Source organism: Rugamonas apoptosis, assembly GCF_014042355.1.
In the GTDB taxonomy this organism is placed as follows: domain Bacteria; phylum Pseudomonadota; class Gammaproteobacteria; order Burkholderiales; family Burkholderiaceae_D; genus Rugamonas; species Rugamonas apoptosis.
The window spans coordinates 1-13,212 of record NZ_JACEZU010000002.1 but is presented as its reverse complement, the minus strand read 5'-3'; the positions used below and the strand labels follow the sequence as shown (position 1 = coordinate 13,212).

The window sequence follows — 13,212 nt, the reverse complement described above, 5'->3', positions numbered from 1 at the left end:
CGGCACGTTGCCCGCCTCAAGCTGCTGCCTTAACGCGGGCGAACTGTCATCTATATGAAATGAATAATAAGGAGACAAAAATAATGAACACCGGCATAGCACCACGCAAGACTTCCCCCCGTTTGACTTCGATTTGCATGGCCTACGCCTCGCTGCTCGCCGGGACGGCGCAGGCTGCCGAATTTGATACCGGTGGCGATGTAAAAATTCGGTGGGACAATACCGTGAAATACAGCGCGGCCTATCGCACCAAGGATCCGGCCACCGAGACCATCGGGGCGCGTAATTCAAATGGAGACGATGGCAACCTGAATTTCCGCAAAGGACTCGTGTCCAACCGCGTCGATCTGCTATCGGAACTGGATGTATCTTATAAGAGTTTCGGTGCGCGGGTGAGCGGCGCGGCCTGGTACGATGGCCTGTATCGGCGTGAGAATCGTAACGACTCACCGGCAACCGCTAATGCATTACCGGCCAATGTGTTCGCGCCCGGAACGGCATCGCTACTCGGACGGCGTGGCGAGGTACTGGATGCGTTCGTTTTTGGACAAGCTGATTTAGGGAACAGCAAATTGGCGAGTTTCCGTCTGGGACGGCACGCTTTGCTGTATGGAGAGAGCGTCTACTTCGGCAGCAATGGCATCGCCGGCACGCAAGGGCCGGTCGATGTCATCAAGGCCCTGCAGGTGCCGTCGTCCCAGGTCAAGGAGATTATCAGGCCAGTCAACCAGTTGTCGACCCAGGTGCAGGTGCGACCGGACCTGAGCGTGGGGGCCTACTATCAGTTCGAATGGCGCAAGAATCGCCTGCCTGCGGCCGGCAGCTTCTTGTCCGTGAGCGACTTCCTGGATGACGGCGGAGCGCGCTTCCTGCGCGGGGCACCGCTTGTGCCCGGCGGCGGCGGGCAGGTATTGTTGCGCACGGCAGACGTCGAGGCTTCGAACTCAGGGCAATTCGGTGCCCAGTTGCGCTGGCAGCCGACCATGCTTGACGCGGAGTTCGGTCTGTACGCCACCCGTTCGAGCGCCAAGAATCCCATCGTCCACGTGCGCCCGGCCGTGCTTGCCGGCATAGGCGTGGTTGACCCGTCCGCATTCAATCCGCGAACCGGTCAGGTGGGGACCTATTCGCTGGTCTACCCTGAAGGAATCAAGACTGTTGGTGCCAGCTTCAGTACCACCACCGGCGAGCTGAACTTTGCCGGTGAGGCGTCGTTGCGGCGCGACATGCCCTTGGTCGTCGCCGCGGTGCCGGTGTTGCCGGGACAGGTCATTGCCAACCATGGCGACACCTTGTACCCGGTTGGAAATACCGCGCATATGCAGGTCTCAGCCATCTATGCGCTGTCACGGACGGCCTGGTGGCAGGGCGGTTCGCTGATCGCCGAGCTGGCTTGGAATCGTCGTCTGAGCGTCACGCGTCAAGCAGGACTGGTGGATCCGAACAGCACCCGCGACGCCAGCGCTGTGCGTATCGGCTTTGAGCCGGTCTATTACCAGGTCTGGTCCGGCGTCGATCTGACCATTCCGCTGAACGTCGGCTATGGCGTGTCGGGGCGCTCGTCAGTCATCCCCCAGTTTAGCGTTGAACATGGCGGCGATGTCACGGTCGGCATTAGCGCCGACTATCAGAAACAGTGGAAATTTGGCTTGAACTACGTGTCCTTTACCGGTGGTCCACGGCCGCTGACGATGCAGGCGAGTTCACCTTCCGGCACTGCCAATACTTTCGGCCAGACCCTGGCGGACCGCAATTTCATTGCATTCAGCGCGCAGCGCACATTTTGAAAATACGAGGATAGATCATGTTGAAAGATATTTCGTGCGTGGCCATGGCGGCCGCGCTGTTGACGACAGGTGGCCTGGCGCGCGCGGGCGTATCGGCCGACGAGGCGGCCAAACTCAAGACCACGCTGACGCCCTTAGGCGCCGAAAAGGCGGGCAATGCTAACGGCAGCATTCCGGCCTGGGATGGCGGATGGACTAAGGTACCCAAGTCGGGCGAAGTCACGGCGGCGCTGTTTGCTGACAAACCCATTTTGAGTATCACCGCCGCAAACCTGGCGCAATATCAGAACAATCTTGCTGAGGGTACGTTGGCGATGTTCAGGAAATATCCTGATTACCGCATGGACGTGTTTAAGACCCAGCGCACCGGGGGGGCGCCCCAGTGGGTGTATGACAACACCTTCCGCAACGCGACGGCGGCTCATAGTGCACAAGGTGGACTGTCGATCTCGAACGTCTATGGCGGTATTCCTTTTCCGATTCCCAAGACGGGAACTGAAGCGATGTGGAACCATCTGCTGGCCTACGTCGGCGAAGCCTACCGCACACATGTACGTGTCTGGATGGTCAACCCGGACGGCAAGCGGGTCATGGCAAGTGAAGCGATCACTGAGCGCCAGTTACCGTACTACGACCGGGATGGCAGCGCCGGCAAATTTGATGGATTTTTCAACCTGATGCGCACCACGCAAGTCGCCCCCGCATTCAAGGCTGGCGAGCAGGTGTTGAGCAAGGACTCGCTCGACCAGGTCGGCACCGGGCGCCAATCGTGGCAATACCTGGTGGGCCAGCGCCGCGTTCGCAGGGCGCCCAGCATCGGCTACGACACGCCTAGTTTCGTTGCGTCAGGCACCTTCAACTTTGACGAAGTGTTCATGTTCAACGGTGCGCTTGATCGCTACGACTGGAAGTTGCTCGGAAAAAGAGAAATCTACATTCCATATAACCGCAATAAGCAGTTTGCCGCGCAGGAAGCCCAAGTGCTCACACCACGTTTTATCAGCCCGGATATCGCCCGTTGGGAACTACATCGTGTGTGGGTGGTGGAAGCGACACTGGCGCCTGGAAAGCGTCATGTGTATCAGAAACGCCGCTTCTATCTGGACGAGGATACCTGGGGTGTGATGTTGGCGGAAGGCTATGACGCCCAAGGACGGTTGTGGCGCTATTCGGAAAATGTGCCATTTGCCGCAGGTGATCCGGCGCAGGGCTGGTCAGGTGAGGTCCAATACAACATGCTCGACGGAAGCTATGCCAGCAATGCCACGATGGTCGAACCGTTCAAGAGTGTTGCCAAGCGGCCTGAGACCTTTTTCACGCCCGAGACCATGGCAGGGGCCGGTGCTCGTTAACCTCGCGGTGCGCTGCGCTACGAGCAAGTGAAGCGGCGGGCGCACCAGAACGGAAGTCATATCATGATAAGTGGAACTACAGGGATGCTGCGGCGCGCTGCATTGGTGCTGGCATTGCTTACCCTTTGCTGCGCCGCGCGCGCCGCAGCCGGCGCGTGGCAGCGTCCGGCGCCGAAGGCGGCCAAGCCAGAGCAGTCGGTGCTGTTGAGCGTGGTCTTGGCCGGTAACCGGCTGGTCGCGGTCGGCGAGCGTGGACTCATCTTGTATTCGGATGACGATGGACGGCGTTGGACCCAAGCGATGGGGCCGGTCAGTGTCACACTGACGAAGGCTCTGTTCGTATCGCCACGTGTCGGCTGGGCGGTCGGCCATGGCGGCGTCATCCTGCATACGGACGATGGCGGCCAAAGCTGGGGCCGGCAGCTTGACGGACTACAGGCCGCGCAGCTGGCGGCGACGAAGTACGTTGCGGACAGTACGGATCCCGCGTTGCGCCAGCAAGCCGCCGCGGCCCGCCAACTGATACTGGATGGCGCGGATAAACCGTTCTTCGACATGCTGTTCGTGGACCAGCGCACTGGTTTTGCCGTTGGCGCCTATGGTCTGATATTCCATACCAGCGATGGCGGCGCCCATTGGACGCCGTGGATGGAACACGTCGACAACCCTCAGGGATTGCACCTGTATGGCATGGCGCGCGATGGCGCCACCTTGTTTATCGCGGGCGAGCAAGGCTTGCTACTGCGCTCGACCGATGGTGGACAGCAATTCAGCCGCGTGCCAGGACCGTACAAAGGCAGCTATTTCGGAATGGTCTCCCTGTCTGGCGGCGAGCTCTATCTGTATGGCTTGCGCGGCAGTTTATATCGCAGCGTCGACCACGGCGCGGCATGGTCGAAGATCGAAGCGCCGTCGCAAGCATCGTTCAGCGCGGCGTTCGACCTGTCGGCAACCGAGGCTGCCTTTGTCAACCAAGCGGGGCAACTATTCGTGATCGGTGGTACCGGCCAAATCCTTCAATCCGTACCCGGCATTGCGCTGGCGCCGTACACGTCCATGGCACGCAGCGCCGGCGGCGCATGGGTGCTGGCGAGTATGCGCGGTATCTCGCGTGTCGAACCTGGCAGACCGACTGCCTCAGCAACTGGAAATGAGATAACTAAATGAAGAGTCAGTCAGACCAGAATTTTCCCGTCGTGCGTGAGCTCGTCCACTTCGACCGCCGCTCCGGTGGGCGGACGGAGCGCGTGCTGTTCAACCATCGGGGCTGGGTCGTTACCTTCTTCGTCTTGATGACGCTGGCGCTGGCATGGCAATTACCGAAACTGCGCATGAACGCCAGTTTCGAGAGCATGATACCGGTACATCATCCCTACATCGCCAATTTCCTCGCGCACCGTGACGATCTCAAGGGCCTCGGTAACCGGGTGACGATTACCGTGGAGACAAAACACGCCACGATCTTTGAACCGCGCTATCTGGAACAGTTGCGCCAGCTGAACGATGAAGTATTGCTGATGCCAGGGGTGGACCGGGCTTTCATGAAGTCGCTATGGACGCCCAATACGCGCTGGATTGCGGTCACCGAGGATGGCCTCGATGGTGGCCCTGTTATGCCTGACAACTATGACGGTGGCGCCGACGGTGTCGCGCGTGTGCGCGCCAACGTTGAGCGGTCCGGTGAGATTGGCCAACTGGTCGCCGCGAATTATCGCTCCAGCGTGTTGCAAGTGCCGTTGCTGGAGACCGATCCGCGCACTGGAGGAAAGCTGAACTATGCCGAATTGGCTAGTCGGCTGGAGGTGCTGCGTGCGAAATACCATAGCGGCGACATTGACATTCACATCACCGGTTTCGCCAAGTTGGTGGGCGACCTGATCGATGGCGCCAGGGTTGTGGCGGGATTTTTTGTGCTGGCTATCTTGATTTCGTCGATAACGGTGTTTTGGTACACACGCTGCGTTCGCAGCACGCTGTTGGTAGTGTGCTGCTCGCTCGCGGCGGTAGTGTGGCAACTGGGCTTGTTGCCGTTGCTCGGTTACGCGCTGGATCCGTATTCGATGTTGGTGCCGTTTCTGGTGTTCGCCATAGGCATGAGCCATGGTGCGCAGAAAATGAACGGCATTATGCAGGATATTGGCCGGGGTACGCACCGCTTGGTGGCGGCTCGCTACACTTTCCGTCGCTTGTTCCTGGCCGGCCTGACCGCGCTGGCGTGTGATGCTGTTGGCTTTGCCGTCTTGATGACGATTCAAATCAAGGTTATTCAGGACCTGGCGATTACGGCCGGCCTTGGCGTGGTGGTGCTGGTGTTCACGAATCTGGTTTTGCTTCCTGTATTGTTGAGTTTTAGCGGCGTGAATCAGGCCGCGGCAGCGCGCAGCCTGGCGGCGGAGACGCGTCAGTCGCGCATCGAACGCCTGCTGGTGCGGTTCGCCGGACGCCGCTGGGCGACGGCCACTGTCCTCCTGGCGGGCCTATTGGCCGTCGCCAGCTTCCTGGTCAGCCGAAACTTGCAGGTTGGCGACCTTGATCCGGGCGCGCCGGAACTGCGCGCCGATTCCCGCTATAACCGCGACAATGCGTTTGTCGCCGCGAATTACGCCACCAGCTCCGACGTTTTGGTGGTCATGATTAAGACCCCGGAAAATCAATGTTCGCGGTACGAGGTGTTGGCGCCGATTGACCGCCTTGAGGCGGAGTTGCAGCAGTTGACCGGTGTCGAAAGCACCATGTCGCTGGCCAAACTGAGCAAGCGCGTGATCGTCGGTATGAATGAAGGCCATTTTGCGTGGCACGAACTGCTGCCCAACCAAGACATGCTCAACGCGGTCACCACACGCGCGCCGCGTGAGTTGCTAAACCAAAGCTGTAGCCTGTTGCCGTTGTTCGTTTTCTTGAAAGATCACAAGGCCGACACGCTTGGCGCTGCGGTTGGCACTGTCGAACGCTACGCCGCCGCGAACGGCAGGCCCGAGTTACAGTTCCTGCTCGCCGCCGGGAACGCCGGGATTGAAGCTGCCACCAATGTTGTCGTCCGAAAGGCTTCACGGGACATGCTGTTCTGGGTCTACGGTGCCGTCACGCTGCTGTGCTTTGTAACCTTCCGATCGTGGCGGGCTGTGGCGGTCGCCATCTTGCCGCTGGCATTGACGTCGATGCTGTGTGAGGCGCTAATGGTCTGGATGGGCATCGGCGTGAAGGTCGCGACCTTACCGGTCATCGCACTCGGGGTCGGCATTGGAGTGGACTATGCGCTCTACGTGCTCAGCTTGATGTTGACGCAGTTGCGCAGCGGCGCGAGCCTGCAGAAAGCCTATGCTGAGGCGCTGCGCTTTACCGGCAAGGTGGTGATGCTGACCGGTGTAACGCTGGGACTGGCTGTAGTCACCTGGGCTTGCTCGCCGATCAAATTCCAGGCCGATATGGGTGTGCTGCTGGCCTTTATGTTCATCTGGAATATGCTGGGAGCGCTGATGTTACTGCCTGCGCTGGCTTACTTCCTGTTGAAGCCGGTTGCCGTACTCACTGTGGTTGCGGCACCTGGCAACCAGGTACCGCAGCCGCCCGTAGTTCGGGATCGGCACACCGTCTCCTAAACGTCGGGTACGAGGGTTTCGTGATGAACTGCCGAAGAGAATGTTGGCAAGATCCTGCGGCGCGAGCCTCATCGCCTTGTCGATCCGACCGTTGGGAAGACTCCTCAAACGCGTGTCGTCGATCGGTCAGTGGCAAGGAAAAATCCTCGGCGCAATTTTGATTGCGCTCGGATTGAAGGTCGCCGCCCAGCAACGACGAGGCGGCGCAAAATGGCCGCTTCTTTGCAAGGGGAGTGGCGCTCCGTGTCGAACCTGAAAGCTCAACATCTGACACATGCTGTCAGACTAAGCCACAACTTGTACGCTTCAGTTTAGGTGCGGCGGGCGATCCGCCATGCGCGTGGGCTGAGTCCCACCGCTTTCCTGAACGCCGTGGCGAAGTGGTTCGGCTGGTCAAACCCGCATTGCATGCCCACCTCGGTGATGGCCAGTTCGGTCTTTTCGAGCAGATGTCTGGCCCGTTCGATGCGCAGGTCAAGCAGATAGCCGTGCGGTGGTTTGCCCATAACGGTGCGAAAAGTGCGGGCAAACTGCGATGGACTCAGCTCGGCTAAATCCGCCAGACTGCTCAAGGGTAGGTGCTCGTCCATGTGCGCTTGCATGTGAGCGATTACCCGTTGCAGCTTGCCTCCACTTAATGGCGACTGGTTAAACGGCATGTCTAGCGAGGCCGCTGAATGCTTGCGCAGCAAATGTACGACCAAGGCCCGTGTGAGCGCATCCAGCATCGACGCCGCACCGGTTTCCATGTCGGACGCGGCCAGCAGCAGCAGTCGTCCGAGTTTATCGACGACTTCATCAGCTACGGCCAGGCGCGGAACCAGCGTCGCGTGTTCGTCTTGCAGTCCGCTTTCCGCCGCGGTCTGGTGAACCAGGTCTGCGGGCAGATGCACAAGTAATACATCGGAATGCCCTTTGAATCCGCGTGCCGCTCCCATGCCGGCGGGCATTAGACTCATCTGTCCGCTGCCGGCCCACCGACGCTCCCAATGCCCTGAAGTCTGCGCATCTTCTATGAGTAGATGACCACCGAGATTGACGACCAAGAGATTGTCGCGCAAGGGCGCCACAGTCATGGCACCGGGACCAGGTGAATGTCGGTAATGCTGAACAATGGCACTACGGTGGCCATCACCACCTACTGAAAAAAGCGGAGGCGTGGCAAGCATACTGGTTAGGTCAGAAGGCGAGATTTCGCCTGGACTTGGAGACGACATGATTCACCACCGCTCGTGTTATTTCATGAATTTTGCCCAGTTACCTGTGCGCGAACATCGCGTCGACAGTAAAACCAGATCATTGCCCGTAACTGCTGCTTGAGCATAACACATAGGCGTGTACGCCAAAATAGCGGCTTGCAAGTAGCAGGGGAAGTTGGCGCTGCGCGGGCGCCTGACTGCGCGCGCTCGTCACATTTTCATGCGTTGATGCCGAGAATTCGAAAGTCATGGCGAATTCCCTGAAGCCCGCGACGTCGTTGCGATCAATAATCAGCCGATGCGGGCGGATAGCGCCCGCCAATCCGTCAGTGACGCAGACACGAGACATCAACCGAGGAGGAACTGGGATGGCGACCACACCAGACAAAATCAAGCAGATGATTGCAACCGCACAGAAACTGAGAGCATCGCATTTCGGCACGTTTGGACGATTCAAGGAGCACCCTGCCGAGCAGATGACCGGCGAGGAAAAAGTCGCTTACGAGTTGGTCAAAGGAGCGCGTGGTATGGTACCTGGCCCATACAAGATCTGGTTGCGCAACTTGAAGCTGACGGAGGTGATGCTGCGGATGGGCGTGCACTATCAAGACCAATCAACCCTGTCAAAGGCGGAGATCGAAATCGCCGTTAATTTGACCGCAGGCAAGTGGATGGCCGTCTATCCCAGCTATGAGCATGAATGGATGGCGGAATACCTTGGAGGACTGCCGGCGGAAAAAGTGCAAGCCCTGATTGCTGGACTACCGACTTCGTTTGACGACGCACGACAACAGATGATCTATAACATTACTCAGGCGCTGCTCGCACCTCGGCTTATCCCGGTGGGGCTGCACCAAAGAGCCGTCGAGATTTTGGGCCACGACGGTTTAACCGATCTGATCGCCTTCATCGGCTATTTCACTACCGTATCGCTAACCTTGCGGGCCTATGACGTGCCTGCCGATGCCGTGGGCTTGGATGACCGGGAGCACATGTCTTAGCATCCGTATTCGACGGCAATTCAAATGTGAGGGTGTATCTGAATTCAATTGTATTAAAATTGACGTATGAATACCATCACCATACGTCAACGCCTCAACCGCGAACAAAGTCGTGAGCAAACACGTGAGCGCCTGCTGGAGGCCGCTCACGCTGTCATTATTAAGAAAGGCTTCGCGCTTGCCAGTGTTGAAGACATTACTGCCGCAGCCGGTTATTCGCGTGGCGCCTTCTATTCTAATTTTACCGACAAGACCGAGCTTTTTGTCGAGCTGCTGCGACGCGAAACCGCCGATATTGACCGTGACTTCCAGCAGTTGTTGGGAGCCCCACTGGTGGACGCCGCGGTATTGCAGGAAAAGATCGCTGGTTACTACAGCCGCCTATACCAGGACGATATGTGCAGCGTGTTGTGGCTGGAGGCCAAAGTTGTCGCAGTGCGCGATGCGGAGTTTCGCGCGACGCTGAGCGAGTTTCTGAAGGAACGTCATGAGCGGTTGACGGAGTTTGTTACGACGTTTTTCCGCCTGGCCAAGACGCCGCCGGCAGCACCCTCGCACCGGATTGCGATCGGTCTGATGGCGTTGTGCGAGGGCATGTGCTTTGCCCATCTTTGCGATCCCAAGCGGATCAATGACAAGACCGTCGAAGAGGTACTGTCGTGGTTCCTCAAAACCGTGATCGCCGTGCCGCATCCATCGCCTCAGACCGCGTTGGCCGCGCCGAGGGTGAAGACGCGGGTGCCTGCCAAGCGTGGCGGCGCAGCCAAGGCGAAATAAACGGCTCAGGCGCCGGGTGATAGCAATACGGCGCGGCCGGGCCCGCGTTGCTCGACATGGCGATGTGCCCTGACTGCTTGGTTCAGCGCGAAAGTTGCCACGCCCGGCGCGATCAACCCACCCGCGCGCTCTGCTAGTGCTGCTAGCCGGTGCGGGGCGGTGGCAAACACTGCCCAGCTATAGCGCGTTCCCCGCGGCAGCGCGGCGCAGACAATCACGTGGCCCGCTATCTCCCCGCGTCCCGGTGCCGTGCGCGCGATTAATTATGCTTGCCGTGCCTCGGCGTTGCCGTAGCGGATCAGCGTGGTGGCGGATTTCAGTGTGCTCATAGAATCAGTGCCAGCCAATCCAGTTGGCGATGGCGGCGCCCATCACCAGCTCCAGATCTCGCCCATTAAGCCAAGGTAGCTCTTCGGTGAACATGGTCACGCAGTCGCGCCAATTGCAGTGGAGGCGTGTGATATCGGTGCCCCAAAACATCCGTTCGGCGCCGTAAGCGTCGAAGGTATGCCGCAGCATTGCATGGGTGCTGGAAAAGGGATAAGCATCAGTGGCCATGCTGGGGATGCCTGTGGCCTTGACGGCGATATTGGGGTGGCGGGCGAGTGCAAGCAGGGCATCGAGATGTGCCGCGGCATCGGGCAACTTTGTGAACGGACTGACCGACAAATGATCCAGCAATAGTCGCATATTCGGGAAGCGGGCGGCGACCTCCCCGATTGCCGGCAGCAACTGCGGCATCACCATTAGGCCGACCGGGAATTCGCGTTGGTGTGCCGCTGACCATAACCAGTCCAGCGCACCGTTGGTCAATTGTTGGACGCTGTCTGGTGTTGCCAGCAAGAAACGTAGACCTTTCATGCCCGGCCTGGCCAACCAGCGGTCGACCAGCGATTCGTTGGCATCGTCGTCGAGCGGGAACCACCCGAGTGTGGCAAAACGGTCAGGATGCAGTTGCGCTGCTTGTACTGCATAGTCATTGGAACCTGTATCCCAAACAGCAGGGCAATTGACTGCGCGATGGATACCGGCTGCCTTCATGTCACTTAATGCGGTCTCCATGGTGTACGGCGCGCGCCAATGGTGACGCGGCGCGTGGGTGCCGGTCCAGAGATGGATTTGGGCATCAATAATGTGCATCTTGCCTCCAAGGTTATAACCGGTGCGACGGCTGTGCTGCGTGCTTCAGGCGGGCGCCGGTCCAGCCGGCGATCAACGATCCGTATTGAAGGTGCAAAGTGGCCCTATTTGCCAGGGTTCTCATGGTCGCTTAGATCCTTGATGGCAAAGTCCTCAAGTCCGCTGGCAAATTTTTGCAGCAATGCTAGCAGCTGGTCGAATTCCCGTTGCTCCCAATGTGTAAAAATCGCGCGGCCAATTCGCTCCCTGGCCGTTTCGACGGCAGCGCACATCGTTTTTCCTTGAGAAGTCATTAACACTTGCCGGACTCGTTTATCCGTTTCGCCTTCTTGTCGCTTAATGAGTCCCAATTTCTCTAATTTGGCAATCTGCCGGCTGACTGTCGTGTAGTCGCGCCCGATATTGTCGGCGAGCTCCACAACCCCAACTGGCGCCAGCCGGTCGACCGCCATCAGCAGGGGGAACAAGGTGCTATCGAGCGTAATGCCGGCCTCCTGCACCATTTTTTCATCCACTTGAGGGCGGTTCATGACGCCGACGATGCTGAGAATAGCTCCGTGCAGGGCTTTCATATTTTTTGAGATATGTGCATCTTGCACATTTTTTTTCGATGGCATATCATTCCTTCAGTTAAGTGCATTTTGCACATATATCGGAGGTATTATGACAGAGAATGTTGACATAGACGTACTGATTTGCGGTGCGGGTGCTGCGGGGCTTACACTGGCAATCGACCTTGCTCGACGGGGCATAAGCTTCCGCTTGATCGAGAAAGCGAACACACCGTTCCATGGATCGCGCGGTAAAGGAATTCAGCCTCGCACGCAGGAAGTCTTCGAGGATTTAGGCATACTTGACCGTATTGTCGCCGTGGGCGGGCTGTATCCGCCACAGCGCCTATATGAGGCTGACGGGAGCAGCACGGACGCCGAGTTTATCGTAGCAGCAACCCCAACTCCCGCTGAGCCGTATCAGCTGCCGTTGATGGTGCCGCAGTTTCTGACCGAACGGGTCATGCGCGAGCGACTGTGGGAACTGGGGCATACGCCGGAATTTGGCTGTGAGCTGATTGGGTTCCTGCAAGATGGCGATGTCGTTACCGTTAGCCTTCGCCGCGGCGGCACAGAGCAAGTGCTGCGCACTCGGTATTTGGTCGGGGCGGACGGCGGCCGCAGTTTTGTGCGCCATTCGCTGGGTATCGATTTCCCAGGTAAGACCTTGGGCGTGCGTGCAGTGGTAGCTGATGTTGTGCTGACCGGGCTGGAACGTGATGTGTGGCATCGGTTCAACAAAGAATCCATGGAGCGGCAAATTGCGCTGTGTCCGCTCTCGGGCACTAACTTGTTCCAGCTACAGGCACCGGTGCCGCTGGAGGGAGAGGTTGACCTGACAGCCGCAGGCCTGACCTCCATGGTCCAGCAACGCACTGGTCGCAGTGATATCGTGATTGAATCGGTTGCATGGGCCTCGGCGTACGGCATGAACGCGAGACTCGCTGAACGCTATAGAGTGGGACAGGTTTTTTTGGTCGGCGACGCCGCCCACATTCATCCGCCGACCGGAGGGCAGGGGCTCAACACGAGTGTACAGGATGCCTACAATCTGGGCTGGAAGCTGGCTGCCGCAATCGCCGGCGCTCAGGCTGAATTGTTGGAGAGTTATGAAGCGGAGCGTCGACCGGTTGCCGCAGGCATGTTAGGCCTGGCGACCAAGCTGCTTGACTCCGCAAAACGAGGCGAGATGCAGCGTGGGCGCGAAGTGCACCAACTGGACCTTGGTTATCCCGAGTCGCCGCTGGCACTGGACGGCAAGGGTTACGGGCATGCCGTTGCCGCCGGCGGTCGGGCGCCGGATGCTCCGCTGCGCGGCGCGGCCGGCCAGACCAGGCGCCTATTTGATCTGTTCAAGGGACCGCACTGGACGCTGCTGTGCCATGAGATAGGGCTCATTGGGGTGCGCGCGCGTCCGGGCCTGCATATCCATGTGTTGGGAACGGGCGGCGACGTTATCGATGCGGACGGCCACTTCGACGCGGCCTATGCCTTGCAGTCACCAGGTTGGGTGCTGATACGTCCAGACGGCTACGTCGCTGCGACTGTCGGTGGCCAAGATATCGATGCGCTTGAATGCTATTTACAACAAGTCGGACTCGCTTGATATTTTTTCGGTATAGTTTAGTCCGCGTCCTTTTCCGGGACGCGGCAAGAATGAGTGGGCATATGCGGACTGGTGAGGTGTACTGTCAATAGTGGACACTTCCGTTTCAAGCCGCCAGCGCCTGTTTGCTGAAATCAGCGGCAAACGACGCTGGTGATACGTAGCCAAGGCGCGAATGACGCCGCTGGCGGTTATAGAAG

The 13,212-nt window shown here is 58.8% G+C and carries 10 protein-coding genes and 1 pseudogene; 8 read left to right on the top strand and 3 right to left on the bottom strand.

Annotation, left to right across the window (positions count from 1 at the left end):
* The first annotated feature begins 83 nt into the window (after positions 1–83).
* From H3H39_RS03730 to H3H39_RS28260, 5 genes and pseudogenes are all read left to right on the top strand, one after another.
* Entirely contained in the window at positions 84–1,787 is a 1,704-nt protein-coding gene (locus tag H3H39_RS03730; RefSeq protein WP_229217863.1) for a DUF1302 domain-containing protein, read from the top strand.
* 17 nt (positions 1,788–1,804) lie between these two features.
* Positions 1,805–3,139, top strand: coding sequence for a DUF1329 domain-containing protein (locus H3H39_RS03725; RefSeq protein WP_182151982.1), 1,335 nt, complete (start codon positions 1,805–1,807; stop codon positions 3,137–3,139).
* Between the two features lie 84 nt (positions 3,140–3,223).
* Positions 3,224–4,306 carry a WD40/YVTN/BNR-like repeat-containing protein gene (locus H3H39_RS03720; protein WP_182151981.1) on the top strand — a complete coding sequence of 361 codons (1,083 nt, stop codon included), beginning with the start codon at positions 3,224–3,226 and terminating at the stop codon, positions 4,304–4,306.
* The gene (locus tag H3H39_RS03715; protein WP_182151980.1) at positions 4,303–6,738 is read left to right on the top strand and encodes an efflux RND transporter permease subunit; all 2,436 of its coding nucleotides are present in this window, start codon (positions 4,303–4,305) and stop codon (positions 6,736–6,738) included. Before H3H39_RS03720 ends, H3H39_RS03715 begins: the two co-directional genes overlap by 4 nt.
* Before the next feature lie 64 nt (positions 6,739–6,802).
* Positions 6,803–6,934 (top strand): annotated as a pseudogene (locus H3H39_RS28260) (LysE family translocator); the annotation flags it as partial.
* Between the two features lie 115 nt (positions 6,935–7,049).
* Here the strand turns inward: H3H39_RS28260 and H3H39_RS03710 are convergent.
* On the bottom strand, positions 7,050–7,799 hold the full coding sequence (locus H3H39_RS03710; RefSeq protein WP_182151979.1) for a helix-turn-helix domain-containing protein: 750 nt from the start codon (positions 7,797–7,799) through the stop codon (positions 7,050–7,052).
* A 506-nt stretch (positions 7,800–8,305) separates the two neighbouring features.
* Here H3H39_RS03710 and H3H39_RS03705 point away from each other — a divergent pair.
* Together H3H39_RS03705 and H3H39_RS03700 are read left to right on the top strand one after the other, a co-directional pair.
* The gene (locus H3H39_RS03705) at positions 8,306–8,938 is read left to right on the top strand and encodes a carboxymuconolactone decarboxylase family protein (protein ID WP_220461427.1); all 633 of its coding nucleotides are present in this window, start codon (positions 8,306–8,308) and stop codon (positions 8,936–8,938) included.
* 66 nt (positions 8,939–9,004) lie between these two features.
* Positions 9,005–9,715, top strand: a complete 711-nt coding sequence (locus H3H39_RS03700; RefSeq protein ID WP_182151978.1) for a TetR/AcrR family transcriptional regulator — start codon at positions 9,005–9,007, stop codon at positions 9,713–9,715.
* A gap of 333 nt (positions 9,716–10,048) precedes the next feature.
* Here the strand turns inward: H3H39_RS03700 and H3H39_RS03695 are convergent, their stop codons facing one another.
* Positions 10,049–10,855: an amidohydrolase family protein gene (locus H3H39_RS03695; RefSeq protein WP_182151977.1), complete on the bottom strand. Its 807-nt coding sequence runs from the start codon at positions 10,853–10,855 to the stop codon at positions 10,049–10,051.
* A 104-nt stretch (positions 10,856–10,959) separates the two neighbouring features.
* Positions 10,960–11,472 carry a MarR family winged helix-turn-helix transcriptional regulator gene (locus H3H39_RS03690; protein WP_182151976.1) on the bottom strand — a complete coding sequence of 171 codons (513 nt, stop codon included), beginning with the start codon at positions 11,470–11,472 and terminating at the stop codon, positions 10,960–10,962.
* Between the two features lie 46 nt (positions 11,473–11,518).
* Here H3H39_RS03690 and H3H39_RS03685 point away from each other — a divergent pair, with 46 nt between their 5' ends.
* Complete coding sequence (locus tag H3H39_RS03685; RefSeq protein ID WP_182151975.1) at positions 11,519–13,012, top strand: FAD-dependent oxidoreductase; 1,494 nt, start codon at positions 11,519–11,521, stop codon at positions 13,010–13,012.
* Positions 13,013–13,212 lie beyond the last annotated feature (200 nt).